At 53.4% G+C, this 16,473-nt stretch carries 19 protein-coding genes; 5 read left to right on the top strand and 14 right to left on the bottom strand.

All coding sequences use genetic code 11. The annotated features are described in order from the left end of the window. The 3 genes from NTW95_09870 to NTW95_09860 form a co-directional block, all read right to left on the bottom strand. Positions 1-503 (bottom strand): 3-oxoacid CoA-transferase (locus NTW95_09870; protein MCX6557718.1); only part of this gene is annotated, 503 nt, incomplete at its 3' end. Between the two features lies 1 nt (position 504). Further along, positions 505-1,542, bottom strand: a complete 1,038-nt coding sequence (locus NTW95_09865) for a CoA transferase subunit A (GenBank protein MCX6557717.1) — start codon at positions 1,540-1,542, stop codon at positions 505-507. Between the two features lie 2 nt (positions 1,543-1,544). Then, the gene (locus NTW95_09860; GenBank protein ID MCX6557716.1) at positions 1,545-2,135 is read right to left on the bottom strand and encodes an isochorismatase family protein; all 591 of its coding nucleotides are present in this window, start codon (positions 2,133-2,135) and stop codon (positions 1,545-1,547) included. A 152-nt stretch (positions 2,136-2,287) separates the two neighbouring features. Between NTW95_09860 and NTW95_09855 the strand changes: the two genes are divergently transcribed. Further along, on the top strand, positions 2,288-2,812 hold the full coding sequence (locus tag NTW95_09855) for a hypothetical protein (GenBank protein MCX6557715.1): 525 nt from the start codon (positions 2,288-2,290) through the stop codon (positions 2,810-2,812). A gap of 37 nt (positions 2,813-2,849) precedes the next feature. On the opposite strand, the gene NTW95_09850 is transcribed toward NTW95_09855, so the two are convergent. Both NTW95_09850 and NTW95_09845 read right to left on the bottom strand, forming a co-directional pair. After that, positions 2,850-4,847 carry a transglycosylase domain-containing protein gene (locus NTW95_09850; protein MCX6557714.1) on the bottom strand — a complete coding sequence of 666 codons (1,998 nt, stop codon included), beginning with the start codon at positions 4,845-4,847 and terminating at the stop codon, positions 2,850-2,852. Positions 4,848-4,874: 27 nt separating this feature from the next. After that, the gene (locus NTW95_09845; GenBank protein ID MCX6557713.1) at positions 4,875-5,093 is read right to left on the bottom strand and encodes a LapA family protein; all 219 of its coding nucleotides are present in this window, start codon (positions 5,091-5,093) and stop codon (positions 4,875-4,877) included. A 92-nt stretch (positions 5,094-5,185) separates the two neighbouring features. Here NTW95_09845 and NTW95_09840 point away from each other — a divergent pair, with 92 nt between their 5' ends. Continuing rightward, positions 5,186-5,962 (top strand): hypothetical protein, encoded by a 777-nt coding sequence (locus NTW95_09840; GenBank protein MCX6557712.1) that lies wholly within the window; start codon positions 5,186-5,188, stop codon positions 5,960-5,962. On the opposite strand, the gene NTW95_09835 is transcribed toward NTW95_09840, so the two are convergent. After that, positions 5,952-6,728, bottom strand: coding sequence for a DUF4097 family beta strand repeat-containing protein (locus NTW95_09835; protein MCX6557711.1), 777 nt, complete (start codon positions 6,726-6,728; stop codon positions 5,952-5,954). The genes NTW95_09840 and NTW95_09835 overlap by 11 nt on opposite strands. A gap of 83 nt (positions 6,729-6,811) precedes the next feature. After that, positions 6,812-7,384, bottom strand: a complete 573-nt coding sequence (locus NTW95_09830; protein MCX6557710.1) for a hypothetical protein — start codon at positions 7,382-7,384, stop codon at positions 6,812-6,814. 165 nt (positions 7,385-7,549) lie between these two features. Here NTW95_09830 and NTW95_09825 point away from each other — a divergent pair, with 165 nt between their 5' ends. The 3 genes from NTW95_09825 (at position 7,550) to NTW95_09815 (ending at position 9,684) form a co-directional block, all read left to right on the top strand. Continuing rightward, a complete protein-coding gene (locus tag NTW95_09825; protein ID MCX6557709.1) occupies positions 7,550-7,804 on the top strand; it encodes a hypothetical protein in 255 nt (84 codons plus the stop codon). A gap of 105 nt (positions 7,805-7,909) precedes the next feature. Further along, on the top strand, positions 7,910-8,737 hold the full coding sequence (locus NTW95_09820; GenBank protein ID MCX6557708.1) for an IS1595 family transposase: 828 nt from the start codon (positions 7,910-7,912) through the stop codon (positions 8,735-8,737). 38 nt (positions 8,738-8,775) lie between these two features. After that, positions 8,776-9,684: a P63C domain-containing protein gene (locus NTW95_09815; GenBank protein MCX6557707.1), complete on the top strand. Its 909-nt coding sequence runs from the start codon at positions 8,776-8,778 to the stop codon at positions 9,682-9,684. A 20-nt stretch (positions 9,685-9,704) separates the two neighbouring features. Here the strand turns inward: NTW95_09815 and NTW95_09810 are convergent, their stop codons facing one another. From NTW95_09810 to NTW95_09780, 7 genes are all read right to left on the bottom strand, one after another. Continuing rightward, complete coding sequence (locus NTW95_09810; protein ID MCX6557706.1) at positions 9,705-9,986, bottom strand: hypothetical protein; 282 nt, start codon at positions 9,984-9,986, stop codon at positions 9,705-9,707. Further along, positions 9,976-10,602 (bottom strand): DUF4065 domain-containing protein, encoded by a 627-nt coding sequence (locus tag NTW95_09805; protein ID MCX6557705.1) that lies wholly within the window; start codon positions 10,600-10,602, stop codon positions 9,976-9,978. Before NTW95_09805 ends, NTW95_09810 begins: the two co-directional genes overlap by 11 nt. A gap of 501 nt (positions 10,603-11,103) precedes the next feature. Next, positions 11,104-12,795: an alkaline phosphatase gene (locus NTW95_09800; protein ID MCX6557704.1), complete on the bottom strand. Its 1,692-nt coding sequence runs from the start codon at positions 12,793-12,795 to the stop codon at positions 11,104-11,106. After that, positions 12,776-13,267, bottom strand: a complete 492-nt coding sequence (locus tag NTW95_09795; GenBank protein MCX6557703.1) for a GAF domain-containing protein — start codon at positions 13,265-13,267, stop codon at positions 12,776-12,778. Before NTW95_09795 ends, NTW95_09800 begins: the two co-directional genes overlap by 20 nt. Positions 13,268-13,280: 13 nt before the next feature. Further along, a complete protein-coding gene (locus NTW95_09790; protein MCX6557702.1) occupies positions 13,281-13,931 on the bottom strand; it encodes a hypothetical protein in 651 nt (216 codons plus the stop codon). Positions 13,932-14,087: 156 nt separating this feature from the next. After that, positions 14,088-15,008 carry a bifunctional 5,10-methylenetetrahydrofolate dehydrogenase/5,10-methenyltetrahydrofolate cyclohydrolase gene (locus tag NTW95_09785; GenBank protein ID MCX6557701.1) on the bottom strand — a complete coding sequence of 307 codons (921 nt, stop codon included), beginning with the start codon at positions 15,006-15,008 and terminating at the stop codon, positions 14,088-14,090. Positions 15,009-15,053: 45 nt separating this feature from the next. Continuing rightward, positions 15,054-16,292 (bottom strand): DUF1015 family protein, encoded by a 1,239-nt coding sequence (locus NTW95_09780; GenBank protein MCX6557700.1) that lies wholly within the window; start codon positions 16,290-16,292, stop codon positions 15,054-15,056. Between the last annotated feature and the right edge of the window lie 181 nt (positions 16,293-16,473).

Raw genomic sequence — 16,473 nt, 5'->3', positions numbered from 1 at the left:
AGCTCCCTGGCGTTGCCGCCGCTTAAATACCCCGGAGTGGTGACGAAATCGATCTTGGGAATGAACCTTCTTTTTTCATGCTTAATGATGATCAAGGTGTGGGTGCACAACGAGCCGATGTCATTGGCACCGCCCGAACCGGGAAAGCGCATTTTCGGGTTCGCATACAAGCCGATGACCGTTCTGTTCAGGTTCCCGTACATGTCGATCTGGGCTCCGCCCAGAAAACCGTATTTGACCACCCCCCTCGCCGCCATGGACATGATGCCGATCATCGAGGCAGCCTCGACCGCCCTTTCGGCAGTGATTCCCTCGCCGACGGTCAACGGCAAACGGGGGACCTTCTCCGGTCCGATTCCGCCCGCCTCAAAGCACAGGAGCAGCCTGGGAGCATGCGTTTTTTGGGCGAAGCCCGTTCCCACCAGAACGGCTTCTCCGTCGGGAAGCTCTTTGGCGGCGGCAATGATCATCAGGTCGGTCAAGGTGTATTTTTCGTTGGCCATGCTACTTGTTCCAAATGTCTTTTGCCTGCGGCGGTTTTTCTTCGTGGCGGGCGATTTTTTTTAACTGCTCCAGCTTTGCAGCTCCGGCGGCTTTTTGCAGATGTTCCTCCCATCCGGACGTCTCGTAATAGTATCGGGCAAGATGCCCTTCCAACTTGGCCACATCATAGGTGCTTTTTATATAGTCGGCGATAAAACCTTCATCGAACCAATACACTCCCGGCATCTCGCAAGGGTATGAACCCATGCGGCTTTCCACGACCGCGTCGACGTAATAATAAGGGATGACCGTTTTGTCGGGATCGCTCAGGAAAAATTCCTCGTCCACGATCTCCTCCGCCGAAACGATCACCCGCCGCGAGGCCATGGCCGCGTCGTCGTCGGCAACCACCATTCCCTTGATGAACGCATTGCCGTACTTGTCGCATTTGTGGACATGGATGATCGCCGCATCGGGATACAGCGCCGGCAGCGCGCAGTACTTTTTATCCGTGAACGGACAGACGATTTCCTTGGCGCCGCTGTAGTTGAACGTATCCGTGGCCAGCATGAACCGCGCCGGAATGAACGACAACCCCATGGCGGCCGCCTTCAGGCGCCAGGCGAAACTGGCGTTGCTCCACTCGCTGACCTCCAGTTTTCCCTCCTTGATCAGGCGCGGCCCGGTCGCGCTGCGCAGCGGCCGGAATTCATGCCCGAAGGAATAGGCCACCTCGATCTTGGCGACGCAGCCGCCGGACAGGAGAACATCCATGTCGTGGCTGGTCGTGTGTCCGGCCAAAATGAGATTTTTTTTCTTTTGCCTGACCAGCTCATAAATGGCCGACATCGAGGTTCGCACCTGCCCGAATCCGCCGAGCTTGACATAGGAGCCGTCGGCCACGAACCGGGATACGGCTTGCCGCATCGTTGTTCTCTTGTCCTCCTTCAGCAACGACTTGTTTTCCTGTATCCAGGCCCGGAACTGGTCCGGGTCGCACTTTCCCCAGCTCGGCATCCGGCCGGCCTTCAGCTCATCCCCTGCCTTGGTTTTTTTCAATTTCAATCCTCGCTGCGATTCACCCACTCTTTGAACGAGGGAAGCAGCGCCTTGAAGTTCGCGGTATCGGACCTTTTCAGCAGTTCATAGGCGATCATTTCCGACGTGGCCACAACGGCCCCGCACCCGGCCATTCGCTCCAGTCCCACCTTCCAGTCGATTTCTTTTCTGGAGCTCACGCCGTCGGCCGCCACGTGAACGTTGTAGCCGAGGGTAAGGGCATCGATCACCGTCTGCATGATGCAGATATGGGTCTCGCAACCGGCGATCAGAATCGTTTTGCGCCCCTGATGAGCGGCGATTGCCTTTTTGAGCGCTGGATCGCCGAAACAGCTGAATATATCCTTGGCAAAAACCGGCACGTCCTTCAGCTTCGTCCCCAGCTCCTGGACCGTGGGGCCGATCCGCTTCGGATTGTGCTCGCTGACCAGCATGGGAATGTGCAGCTCCCTGGCCACGTCGATCAACAGTTTTGCCGACTGCAGCACACGGCGCGAATGCTTGAGGAAAGGTAAGAACTTTTCCTGCAAATCTATGATCAACAACAAACAATCTTCCGGCAATAACAATTTCAAATTGTTGCTTTTCTCCATGCCGCCATTTTAATTAAAATCAACCGGCGTTGCAATGGCGCCGCGGCCGGCTGCGATATTGACTATGCATGTCCGACTGTCTACAATCGGTTTCAAGGCTGGAAACGTTCCGACAATGACAGGTTCCGGCTTGAATCGGCAAAGGAGAATCGATGAAAAAAACAGCAGCTACTCTGATTTGCGTGGCAGCCATGGTTCTGTTGCCCGCCTGCGGCAGCAACAATGGGGCAGCCGGCGAACCGGCAAATCCGGCGGCAGCGGCAGCAAAAAATGAAAACGCGCCCCTGACCGGCGAAGCCTACGACTGCACCTATTTCACCATCACGGTGGTCGAAGGCTGGGTGGCCGGGCCGCTGACGTTCGGCATGGTCAATGTCCTGCCCAAGGGCAAGGTCAGCCCGGGGCTCTATTTCAAGTTCGAGGGCGACGGCAACGCCGCCGGCACGGCCGAAGGCTCCATCGGCTCGATGATCCAGAACTACGGCGGTTCTCCGATGAGCGAAACGACCGTCGCCGGCACTGCATTCAAGAGCACCACCTACAGCTACAGCGGCATGACCCAGACCATGCACGTGGCCTACGGCAACGGCACCAAGATCACCATCACCATCGAAGGGGAGAACGGAAAGGACAATCCCGACATCAAGGCCATGCTCGCGAGCTTGAAATTGAAATAGGGCTGCCGCCGGCGCGGGCCGCTGCGGCGGATGAGTTTCAGTCCGGGGTCTCCTCGTCAGGCCAGAGCTCTTCCGCCGGCAGGGTTTCGCCGCCTTTCAGGAGAAAACGGGCCGGGCCTTTCAAGCGGATATCGGAAAGCAGCGTGTCGAAATCCTGCTGACCGATCATCCCGCGCGCGAGCATCTTGGTGGAGACGTCGCTGTAATAAGCCTGCAGCCACGGGCGCAGGCGCTGGTCGTCGCCGAACCAGTACATGAAGCGCTTGGGGCGCGGGATGATGCTGGCCATGAAAATCGCCTCGGCCAGGGTCAGTTTGGCGACATCCTTGTCGAAATAAAAACGCGCCGCCTCGGTCGCCCCGTAAACCAGCGGTCCCCACTCGATGATGTTCAAGTAAATCTCGTACATGCGCTCCTTGCTCAGCAGCCGCTTCTCCTCGATCAGCCAGGTGATGAGCATCTCTTCGAGCTTGCGCGCGATGGTTTTGTCCTTTTTGAGGAAGAGGTTCTTGACCAGCTGCATGGAGATGGTGCTGGCGCCCCTGACGAAACGCTTTTCCCTGATGTTGGCGGCGATGGATTCCTTGAAAGGCCCGAGCAAAAAGCCCTTATGCCCGAAAAAAGCGCCGTCTTCGGAGATCAGGACCGCATTCTTCAGGAAAGGCGGGAATTGGTCGAGGCTGCGAAAATCCGGATTCTCGGACCCGACCATGAACGACCTCACGGCCCGGTTTTTTTCATAGGCGGTGTACATGAACGGGGCGGCGCAAGCGCTGAAATCGACGCGGCCGAAGCGCTCGATCCTAAAGGCCGATCTCTGCAGATCCGAATGCAGGCTGAGATCGCCGGGGCGGGTGAAATCGATGAAAAAGTCGAATTCATAGGAGAGCTCCCCGCTGGTGCGGATGCCGGCGAGCCTGCTGAACAGCCCGGCCGGCAGCGAGCCGAAAAGATCGTCCGCCTTAAAGGCCGTCCGCTTGAGCCTCAGGGTCAGTTGTTCGGTCGGTCGGGCGGTGAATTTGAGGTAAGGATGGAAGGCGAGGCGGTTGAACTGGACCTGGGTCCGCTCATCCAGCTCGAGGCAATCGGTGCCGATGCGCAAGACATAATCAAGGGCGGCGTTCTGCAGGTTGACGTCCTCAACGGCGATGCGCGGATGGTTCAGCGTCAGGCCATTGACCGCCAGCACGCCCTGCAGCTGCAGCTCACCCCGGTGCAGGCCGCCGCTTCTCAGGCTGATCTCGGCCAGGCCCAGGCTGACGCGTATCCCCCACTGCCGATCGATGAACGGCAGGAAGATCTTTTCATCGGGGTGCAGCGGCGCCAGGCGCACGGACAGCTCTTTCTTTTTCCGGTCGATATTTCCATCCAGGCGGCATGCCCAGGTCTTTCCCCGGCTCTGGATCTCCACCAGGGTCGCGAAAGCGGGCGTTTGAACAACAAACTGGGGAACATGAAACGTCTGCCGGATATGGTCGATGTCGGAACTGAAGGTGAAGCGATTGATGCGCAGGGTGTCGGGGATGTACCTGAAAATGAGCTGGAGCAGCGATTGGACCTGGGCGGAAAAAGCCGGCTTCCGGCTTGGACGCGGACGGGGCTCCTTGCCGTTGGCCGGTCCGCTTGGCCCCGGATATTGCCTGCCCCCCGGCTGGAAACGGATCCTGAGATCGTCGATCTGAAGAACCTCGGGGCGCAGGGAGCCGAGCAATAGGTTCCACAAGCCCAGCTTGATGGAACATGACCTGAGGTTTACGGCGATTGTCCCGGCGGAACTGCGCAGGCGGATGTTTTCGATCACCACCCGGTCGAGCCCGTAAAACTTGGCCATGCCGACGGTACAGACGGCCCGTTGATGCTGCTCCAAGTAGGTTCCGATCTTCTTGTCCAAAACGTCATTCAAAATGACATTCCGCAGGGAAAAGAACAGAACGGATACGGCCAGCATGGCGCCCAGCAGCACGCGTGCACCGATACGCAGCGTTCTTTTCGTGCGCGGGGCGAAGGCCGGTAGGGAAATTTTCTTCATGCGCATGAGCCGGTCAGGCAGTCTTAATTTGCTTTAGGATTTTTTTGCCCGCTGCAGCAACCGGCGCATGAAAGCCAGAACGCTGCCGCCGCTGAGCATGCCCAGCAGATAGGCCCCGGCAACAACCGCGGCGATCGGCAGCGTCACGCTCCAGTCGAAAAACGAAACGGTGATCGTCCGCAGGTTCTGCAGCGCGAACAGGGCGGTGACGCCGACGAGCAGGATGAGCAGCAGCAAATAAAAGGTTCTCATGTTTCCTCCTTTCCCCGGAGCGGATTATGGCGCAGGACAGCCAAAAAATCAACCGGGAATGATATAATGACGGCCATGAGGAGGATGCCGGTATGATCGTGCGCAGGCGGGCGTTCACATTTGTCGTGTCCATCTTACTTCTGCTGGCCGCTGGGAATTCGCTGGTCGGATCGTTCCAGGAAGAACAGAGCCGCTATCCGCGGGTGCGGGCGGCCCGGCTCCGCGCCCAGCCGCGTCTCGAGGAACTTTTCAAAAAAGCGGGGTTGGCCTATCCGCCGCGACGGATTTTCCTGCGCCTGTTCAAGCAGGAAGGCGAATGCGAGCTGTGGGCCGCCAACCAGGCCAATGGCCAGCTAACTAAAATCAAAACCTATGCGATATGCGCCACATCCGGAGACCTGGGTCCGAAGCGCCGTGAAGGCGACATCCAGGTGCCTGAGGGCTTCTATCTGATCAGTGCCTTCAATCCCTGGAGCCATTTCCATCTGTCGTTGAAAATTGATTATCCCAACGCCTCCGACCGCATTCTGGCCGAAGGCCGCCGTCCGGGCGGCGATATTTTCATCCACGGTTCCTGCGTGACCATCGGCTGCATCCCGCTCCAGGATGACCCGATCGAGGATATCTACCTGGCGGCCGTGGACGCCCGCGCCAGCGGCCAGATCCGCATCCCGGTCCACATTTTCCCGGCCCGCATGCAGCCGGCGCAGCCAGAGCTGGAAAGATTGTCAGAGCACGATCCCGTTTTGCAGGCCTTCTGGCAAAATTTGCAAGAGGGTTTTAACTATTTTGAAACTAAGCATCTCCTACCCAAAATCACGGTCGACCGCAAGGGCAGGTACCTTTTCAGCGCTGGCGTTACTCCCTGACCTTGCCCTTGACGTTGTGGATGCTGACGCCGCCGCTGCCGGCTTCTTCGATGGTCACGTCCTTTTCCACCCCGTCGATCTCGATGTCGCCCGAGCCGTCGTCGACCGTCACCGAGCCCAGCACGCGCTGCAGGCGCATGTCACCCGAACCGTCGTCGATGGTGACGTCGTTGCCGGCATCCTCGAGTTCGATATCGCCGGAACCATCCTCGATCTTCAGCGCGCCGCCGATCTTGGCCAAGGTGATCTCGCCGGAACCGTCCTCGATGTCCACCTGCCCCTTGATATTGGTCAGATGAATATCGCCCGATCCGTCCTCGAGCTCCAGGTTGCCGTCGCAGTCGCGGATGAGGATGTCGCCGGAACCGTCATCGATCGCCAGCGCCAGCCCCCGCGGCACGCGGACATCGAGGTCGATCCTGGCGTCCGGACTGCCCGAAAAAAGTGTCGACAGAGAAAAATCATTTTCGATCTTGGCGGTCAGCTCGGCCCGCCCCGAGTTCTTTTCCAGCTTCAAGGTAACGAATTCTTTTTTAAAATCCGCCAGTTCATTGTCAGCCACATCCTCGACGTCCAGAACAGCCGAAACTTCTATCTGCTGCAGGCCGTCGACGCCCTGAATTTTCAGGTATCCGGCGCCGCAATCGATCTTCAGAACCTTCAAATCGGCCGCGGCCATGGTGAACGACTCCCGGCTCTGGGCCGCGAAGCCGACGCTCCAGCCGACGGCCAAAAGTAGTACGATTAAAAAAACGATTTTTTTCATGGTGCCTCCTCAGATGAATATAACGCAGCAGCAGGAAAAAAGTTCCCCTCAAAAAGACAGCAATAGCCGCCCCTTTTCGGGCCTCACTCGATCGTGAACCATTTTTCGCATGAGGCCTTCTTCGGCGAATGCGCGTCCGATACTTGAGTGATCAGCTTGTACTTTCCCTTCTCCAGCCCGCTGAGAGTGTAGGTAAAAGTCAGGGAGATCTCCGTATTGCGGTTCCAGGATTTGAATGGCAGAACGGCGAAATCGGTCTGCCCGCCAAGAACTTTGCCTTGGGCATCGGTCACCTGGAAATCGGCCTTGAAACCGAATTCATAATAACCCGCCGCGTTCTTGTTTATTACATATCCGGCCGGCTCCATGTAGACGTAAATCGGTTCAGCGGCGGCAAAGAGATCATTCTCCCTCGGCGAAAATATGCCATAGCTGTTGTCGGCCCCCTTGACGAAGCGGACATTTTCTAGCAACAGCGGTGATTCCGCCAGGAAAGAAAGCAGCAGCGACCGCAATGCGGCCAGGGCCTTGCTGTAGTCTTTCCCTGCGGCAGCGGACTTGAAAACCCCGAAAGCCCCATCGAATGGTGCTTTGCTTGCTTCAACTCTGTGTTTGAATATAATTTTTCCACCAAGAACCAATGAAAAAATTAACACAATTCCAATTAGAATTTTCCAGAAATTCTTTTTAAAAAATGAAATCATTGTTTCCTCCATCTTCCCCATTGAAATATATGGAGATTCTATCTTTTATTTAAACATATTTCAACGGCAGGGGCTGATCACCTGGCCTTGGTTTTTTTCGTTCTATAATCGATTGAGATGTTGGACCCCTTACTTGGCAAATCACAAGAAGATGTTGTCCTTGCAATTGGGGTGCCAACTCACACTGAAACGATTGGAAATTTAGAAGTTTATCAATATATTCAGAGCTACGGTGCAAGAGGTAATGCATGGGTTTCTCCGAATAAGTACTTTTCTACTGGTGGTGCTCGGGTTTGGGAAGCATATGACAAAATCAATATTTATTTCAAAAATGGAAGCATGGTCAAATGGGATGGATATGTTCAAAGATAAAATACTTAATTAAAATAATGTATTAGTTAAAGGTAGTTAATTCTTATATTTTTTTATTGACAGACCGAATTAATTGTACTATATTATGGTAGAGGTTTTAAAAACATGAATATTATTGAAATCTATGAGAAATACCCTGATCACATTGATTGTCTGAAACATCTTGAAATGGTTCGATGGAATGGAAAATCCATTTGCCCCTATTGCAAATCAATTAAGGTAACAGCTTTTAAAAGCGAATATAGATATCATTGTAATAATTGCAATACTTCGTTTAGTGTTACGGTTGGGACGATTTTTCATAAAACTAAATTAGATTTACAAAAATGGTTTTTGGCGGTTAGTTTAGTTTTGAACGCCAAAAAGAAAATAAGTGCAAGAAAATTAGCCAGGGATATTAAAGTTAACAAAAACACGGCTTGGTATATGCAAATGCGGATTAGGCGTGCCATGGTTCAAAATAGCGAATTGCTTTCTGGAATTATTGAAGTAGATGAAACATATGTTGGCGATAAAGACAAAAACGAACATTCAAATAAAAAAACTGGCGGAACACAAGGTAGAAATACAAAAGGCAAAATTGTCGTTGTTGGGGTTTTAAAAAGAGATGGGGAGGTTAAGGCTCAAAGAGTCAAAGATGTTAGCGCCAAGTCCCAAAAAGGAGTTATTCGGAAATTTGTTGAGAAAAATTCTAATGCTATTACAGATAGTTGGAGGGGGTATATCGGAATATCGGCAGACTTTAAACACCGGGTTATTTTCCATTCATTGGGAGAAAATGTAAATGGAAACGATCACGTAAACACGCTTGAAGGATTTTGGAATTTATTAAAGCGGGGAATCCTTGGGCAGTATCACAAAATAGTAAAAAATATTTACAGAAATATGTGGATGAATTTTGTTTCCGTTATAACAATAGAAACAATTGCTTGATATTTGAAAAAATCACTAAATTATCATTGGGGGTATAAATGGAAGAAAACATTTTAAAAGCTGCATTTGGTTCTCCTGATCGGCCATTAAAAATTGGGAGCGCCGAAATACCATGTTATGTCCTTGTAGATGGCCGCCGCGTATTGGCACTTGGGGGAATGTTGGGGGCATTAGACTTATCTTATGGATCAGCGGGGAAAAGTGGCGGTGCGGATCGATTAACCAATTTTATCTCCGGAAAGGCAATAAAACCCTTTATTAATGATGATTTGCGAGTGCGGATCACATCCCCGTTAAAATTTAAAAGTAAGGGTGGCGTTTCGTTTGGATATGAAGCAACAATTCTGCCGGATATCTGTGATGCAATTCTTGAAGCAAGAAAAGCAAATGTTTTACAAGCTCAACAAAAACATATAGCCGAGCAATGCGAAATTCTTGTGCGTTCATTTGCAAGAGTTGGAATTATAGCGTTAGTTGATGAAGCAACTGGATATCAAGAAATACGCGATAAGATTGCTCTTCAAGAAATTCTTTCTAAATTTATCTCACAAGAGCTTATGAAGTGGCAGAAGAGATTTCCCGATGAATTCTATAAAGAATTATTCAGATTAAAGGGAATTCAATTTAATCCTCTGCCAGACAAAAAACCATGGATCATTGGGCGAATAACAAAAGATGTCATCTATGAGCGCCTTGCTCCCGGAGTAATTAGTGAATTAGAAAAGAAAAACCCTCCCAATGAGAAAGGAGCAAGAAAACATAGGCATCATCAGTGGCTAACAAGTGACATTGGACATCCAAAATTGGCTGAACAAATATCCAATGTTATTACGTTGATGAAAGCATCTTCAAGCTATAATGGATTTTATAGATTGCTACAAAGATCGCTGCCCAAACTCGGAGATACATTGTCATTACCAATGGATTATCCAGAAGATAAGAATTAAAACTGTTGCTTAATAATTCTTTATAATTTTCTACTATCAATAATTGAAAGTAATGTTATTTCGTTGTCATCATATGTATAGAAAATAACTATATCGTTACAAGAACATGGAATAAACCAAAGTGGATAATTTTGATCTAAACAGGTTGCCTCAATAGAATTGGGTTCTCTTGCCAATACATATTGTATCCCTTCAACAAATTCATCGGCACGTTTGGGATCATTTATTAATGCCGCTAATTCTTTTGAATATTGTTTTCCCTCGACTATTGTTCGGTAAGAACTACCTTTTTCACCTTTCATTTATAAGTGAATTGCCATATTCAATTTCTTTTTCCGTCGGTGGACGATTTCCAATCAGGGCAAGCGAATATGGAATAGTTTCATTAAATTCCATAATTCTATATCCAATGAATTTGTGTGATTCAAAACTAATTTCACGCCCATTAAAATCACGATATTTTTCTATTATTTCATTAATGAGTTCTATTTCTTCTTTTTTAAATAATTTTGTGTTGGGTTCGCGTAGGGGAATGAATCTATCTTGTTTTAGATTGTGAAAGGGTGTTGGAGAAATTGAAAGCGATTTATCTATATTAATCATTTCATCTCTTACCGGCAGCATACAACGTGGGGCCGGGCCTTCGGCCAATTTTTGATACTCCTTTCCGGTTATAGACTTCCCCCATTGCCGATATGCTTCAAAATCGCAATAAAACAATAATTTATTAAGTTTTGTTGCACCAAATTTATCATCTCTTTCACATTGTTTAGAAATATATAGAATTAGTTCTTTGAATTTTTGGTTACTTTTAATTGCTTCTTTTAAATCAATCTTGCTTCCCATATCTATCTCTTCCTTTCTAATTTTAATAACATACAACCATTTATTTGTCAATTTTTTAAAAATATTGAGCATTTTACTATTTCTATCTAATACATTACCTTAATTAATATACTTCTGTAAATTTATTCATAGTGACCGAAGCACTCATTTCAATCAATTAAATTAAATTTTTTATAAGCCGTGATATTTCGAAATGGGATAATTATAAAGCAAAAATGCCCGGTATTACTAACCATTAAATTCCGTTGTACCTGAGGAATTTTCGCATGTTTTTTTTGATAATTGAATGTCAGATATAAATAAATTACAGTAGCAACTCCCTAAACAAACAGAAAAATCAAATAAAACACAGGAATTCCTTCAATCGAAATGATTGTTCCCTTTTAGCAAATCAAAGCAAAAGACGTGCCAAGCCTGCATTTCTTTTGCCTATACTAAAAACTCAGAAACCCCTTTATTTATGAGCCTCTATGAATTCGTATTATAATTATTTTACTATCTTTATCAACTTGATCTCCAGAATATAGTTTGCGCAGCTAGGGGCGAAACGGATTTTCTAATGAAATAATCGGGTTATTTTATCAGCGCCAGGGCCTCGGCGGGAACGAAGAAGGCCTTGCCGTTGTAGACTACCAGAGAGCGCAAGGTGATCGTCCGCCCGTCCAGGTCGGCCTCGTTCTTGTTGGCAGGCAAATGCAGTACCTGCCTCCCCTTTCTGACAACCAGCACTTTATTTCCGGGCGTGGACTCCTCGATGGTAATCATGGCGCCCTTGGCGGCGAATGCCGCCATGGCGGGCAGATATAAGACCTGGTTCCATTCGCGTAGTTTGAGGTTCATGATCTCGTCGATGTACCAGGCGACTGCCATATTCTGGACGACGCCGTTCAGGCGGTAGCCATGTGGATGGAAAATGGCCAGCGGCACGTCCTCGCCGGTGTGGCCGTCGGTCGTCCAGCCCAGATAGGCGGCGCGGCTGAGGATAGGGCCGATGAGGGAGGCCAGGCCGAACTGATCCTTGTGCCGGTTGGCAAAATACGCTTGCACGCGCTCCAGTTCCTCGTCATTGAGTTCCACCCCGTACTCGCTGGCGACGCGGGCGTGGATGGCGGCGGCGCTCAGATCGCCAGCCGCCAGCAGCCTTTTTTCCACCCCTTCGGCGGTATGCCTGGCCCGGCGCAGCGGATCGATCAATGCCGCGAGCCCCGGCCTCTCCCCCAGGCGGTTCGCCTCCCGTTCGCCGATGGATAATCCCCCGCAGCCATGGTCCGATAGCACGATCACCGCCGTGTCGTTGTCGCGGCGGGCGAAGGCGATGGCCGTTTCCACCGCCCGGTTGAAAGCCAGAACCTCGCTCACCACCCCGACCGGTTCGTTGTCATGCGCCGCCCAGTCGATCTTGCTCCCCTCAACCATGAGGAAAAAGCCTTTTTTGTTGGCCTGCAGGAGGGCGATAGCCTTGGCAGTCATTTCCGCCAGGCTCGGTTCCGCGGCCGAGCGGTCCAGGTCGTTGGCCAAGTCCTGTTCAGCGAAAAGCCCCCAGACTCGGCCCGACTGAACGCCAAGCATCTCTTCCCGGCTATTGATCAGCCGGTAGCCTTTCCGGCACAGCACCGTTGCCAAGTCTTCCCCGTCCTCGCGGTTTTGCGGCTGGAGATACATGGCGCCGCCTCCCAGGACGACATCGATGCCGTTATAGACCTGCTGTTTTACAATGGCTTCAAAATCCTTGCGCTGCACATCATGGGCAGAAAAAGCGGCCGGCGTGGCGTGGGGAATTTCGCAGGTCACGACGATCCCGGTCGCCCTGCCGCTGAGCCTGGCGGCTTCCAGCACCGTGACCAGTGGCCGGCATTGCGCATCGACTCCCTGTTGGGGATCGATGCCCCACATGGAAGCTTTGTCGGGCAGGACGCCGACAAAACCGCTGTAACTTTTAAAACCGGTCGCGAAGGCGGTAGCGGCCGGGGCCGAATCGGTCAGGGGTGTATTGGCCCCGTAGGTGCGCAGCAGGCCGCAGGTCCACTCGTCCTGGGCGAGCGGCCCGCCGCCGTTGAACCAGCGGGCCAGGGTCCATTGGGCGACGCCGGTGCCGTCGGCGACCATCAGGATAACATTTTTGACATGCTTGCCGTTGTCCAGCGGTTTGGCGGTAGCAAAAGCGCAGCTGAACGCGGACAAGACAATGACCCCAAACGAGCACAAACCGGATCTGGACCGATGACGCATGATGGTTTCTCCCCGATCAGCCTGATTTTTTTTCATGGCCGGCCGCTGCGCTATGGAGCAAAGCGATGATTATTTCCAGTTGCCGGGCGTCAACGTCGTCGAATTGGGCCAGCCGGTCGCTGTCGACGTCCAGTACCCCGGCCACTTTCCCGTTCTTGTCCCGGTAAGGCACGACGATCTCGGAAAGCGATCGCGCATCGCAGGCGATGTGGCCGGGAAATTGCCGCACGTCGGGAACGACGATCGTCTTTTCCTCCTTGATGCCGGCCCAGCACACCCCCTTGCCCCTGGCCAGCACCTGGCAGGCCAGCGGCCCCTGGTACGGGCCGACGATCAGGTCGCCCGCGACCAGGCGGTAGAAGCCGCACCAAAAAAAGTAATCGAACTTGTGAAATAGCAGCGCCGTCATCGTGGCCATGCGGGCCAGCGGGTCAGCGGTTTTTTCGAGCAGCCCGGCCAGCTGCGTTTGCAGCCGCAGGTAACGGGCGATTTTTTTTTCCTTGTCCACGATGCTCCTCCGCTTATTTTTCCCCGGCGGCCCCGGCGTAGCGGTAATGACGCCCTGAACGCCGCCCCTTCATGATCCGGAAAATGCGCTCGGCCACCAGGTCCGGGTCGACCGGCCGGGCGCCCTTGGGCAGGACCGCGGCGCCGGCCAGGCTGGGTGGCGAGAACAGGTTGAAACGGACGTCGGGGAAAGCAACGGCCAGGGAGCGCGTGAGGGTCAGCAGGGCGTTCTTGGCCAGGGCGTAGCCGAGGATGCGCTGATAGACGCGGTTTTCGCCGCTGAACTCGAAGCCGATATTCAGCACCGACTGCAGGCGGCCGTGGGAAATCAGGAAGCGGCTGATATCAAGAGCCGGGACAACCTGCAAATCAAAATCGGCGCTGAGATCGCCCCCGGTCACGGCAACGGTCGGACGCTGGTTGAGCGGCCCGAAATTATTGATCAGATAGCCGCAGGCAGCGAGCCGCTTGCGGTGCCGGCGCAAAAAAGCCCCGACTCCGCGCGCCATGGAAAAATCGCCGGCGAGCCATTTCACCGACGCCGAATCCGGGCAGCGATGCCGGTGGTAGTGGGCCAGCACCTGGAAGCCCGCGCCGGAAAATTTCGCCACCAACGACCGCCCCAGCAATCCCGAGGCACCGGTGATGAGGATCATTTCAGCCATTGGTTTACGGTTTACGGTATAAGGTAGACGGTGAATACAAATCCCTAAAATGCAGGCTATGGTTCCCCGATTTCTTTTGCTCCATTCCAAATAGTTCCGTTTGATTTTTCTTGCCGTACACCGTACGCCGTAAACCGTACGCCGATTTCCTGTTCATCACTTGTCACTCATAATGGAAATGGATCTTTTGCAGAGCTCTACCGTATTGTGCATGAGCATGGTCACGGTCAGCGGCCCGACCCCGCCCGGCACCGGCGTATGGTGCAGGGCCTTGGCAAAAGCCTGGTAGTGGATGTCGCCGGTGATGACCGATCCCTTTTTCTTGAACGCCTCGTACTGCGAGCGCGGGCAGTACTTGTCGAAGTCGTCCTCCTTGTCGATACGGTTGATGCCGACATCGATCAACACGGCGCCGGGATTGATCATGTCGGCGCTGATGAAACCGGGCTTGCCGATGGCGGCGACCACCAGGCTGGACTCGCGCAGGATCCCGGTCAAGCCGGCGGTGCGCGAGTGGCACAGGGTGACGGTGGCGTTGCGGTTGGTGAGCATCATGGCCATGGGCTTGCCGACCAGGGAGCTCCGGCCGACCACGGCCGCATTCATGCCCGCCGGGTCGATGCCGTAATGGTCAAGGATGCGCATGACGCCCAGCGGGGTGCAGGGGAAAATGTGGCCGCGATTGTGCAGGATCAACCCCTGGTTGAACGGGTGCAGGGCATCGACGTCCTTTTCCGGGGCGATGCGGTCGATGACTTCCCAGGGATCGATGTGCCCGGGCAGGGGCATCTGCACCAAGATGGCGTGGACTGAGCGATCGTCGTTGGCCGCCGCCACCTCGCGAATGACATCTGCCGCGGCCGCATTTCCCGGGAGCTTGAGCAACCGGGAATGGATGCCCATTTTTTCAGCCAGCTTGCTCTTCGAGCCGACGTAGGCGGCCGAGGCCGCATGATCGCCAACCATGATCACGACGAGGCCGGGGACGATGCCGCGCTCACTCTTCAGCCGTTCGATTTCCAGCCCGATCTCCCGTTGAATCTTCTCGGCGACCAGCTTTCCGTCCAAAACTCCCATGGTTTCCTCCTATTTAAAAAAAGTGAGGACCAAATGGACCCGGTTTCAATCCAGCAGGTGCGAGACCAGTCCGTCCTTGAGCTTGGGCTCGAACCAGGTCGACTTGGGCGGCATGATCTTGCCGGCGTCGGCCACGGCGAACAACTGCTCGATGGTGGTGGCGCGCAAGGAGAAGGCGACCGCGAACTGGCCGCCATCGACCTTTTTCTCCAGCTCGCCCGTGCCGCGGATGCCGCCGACGAAATCGATGCGTTTGTCGGTGCGCGGGTCGCGGATGCCGAGCACCGGGGCCAGGAGGTTGTTCTGCAGGATGGAAACGTCGAGCGAGGCGATGGCGTCGCCTTTTTCGAAGCTCCCGGTCTTGGCGCGCAGCCGGTACCACTGCCGTTCGACGTACATGGAAAATTCACGGGGCCGGGCCGGGACTTTTTCGCTTGCCGGCTCGCAGCTGAAGCGCTCGGCCACGCGGTCGAGAAAATCGTCCTTGGCCATGCCGTTCAGGTCCCTGACCACGCGGTTGTAGGGCAGGATCTTCATCTGGTTGTGGGGGAAGATGACGGCCAGGAAAAAATTGTACTCCTCGTTGCCGCTGTGGCCCGGGTTTGCCGCCTGGCGCTTGGCCTTGATCTTGGTGGCGGCGGCGGAGCGGTGGTGGCCGTCGGCGACGTAAAGGACGTCCAGTTTCCTGAATTCCTTCTGGAGGCCGGCAATCAGCTTGTCGTCGTCGACCACGTAGAAAATGTGGCGCACGCCGTCATAGGTGGATATATCGTTCTCCGCCTCCCCGGCCATCGCCTTGGCGATCAGCCTGTCGATGGACTTCTTTTGCTTGTAGGTCAGGAAGACCGGCCCGGTCTGGGCGTCGAGGGTCTCGATGTGGCGCTGGCGGTCGCGCTCCTTGTCCTCGCGGGTCAGCTCGTGCTTCTTGATCACGTCGTCCTGGTAGTCCTGGCAGGAGGCGCCGGCGACCAGGCCGATCTGCACGTGCTCGCCCCATATCTGCTTGTAGATGTAAAAGCACTTCTTGCCGTCCTGGCGCAGAGCCCCTGATGCGATCAGGCGCTGGAAATTCTCCTTGCCCTTGGCGTAGACCGCGTCAGAATAGAGGTCGGTCCCGGGCGGCAGGTCGATCTCGGGCTTGCCGACGTGCAGGAACGAATAGGGATTGCCTTTGGCCAGCTCGCGCGCCTCTTCGGAACTGAGAACATCGTACGGCGGGGCGGCGATTTTTTCAGCCAAATCCCTGCGCGGCCGCAGTCCCCGGAAAGGTTCGATCCGTGCCATGTTTTCCTCCTGAAGTGAAACGCTATTTTATAAGATTGGGCCCCCGGCGTCAACAGGGCTTCCCGAACCTTCGTGACACGTGACACGTGACGAGTGACGAGAACGAAATGAACCGATCTATTGAAACGTGTTACAAATAGGAAAAAAATTCCAAATCACAAATCCCAAATTCCAAACAAAT

It is taken from the genome of Candidatus Aminicenantes bacterium (genome assembly GCA_026393795.1).
Lineage (GTDB): Bacteria > Acidobacteriota > Aminicenantia > UBA2199 > UBA2199 > UBA2199.
Note: the sequence above shows the minus strand (reverse complement) of the source record. Positions and strands in the feature narration are given on the sequence as shown.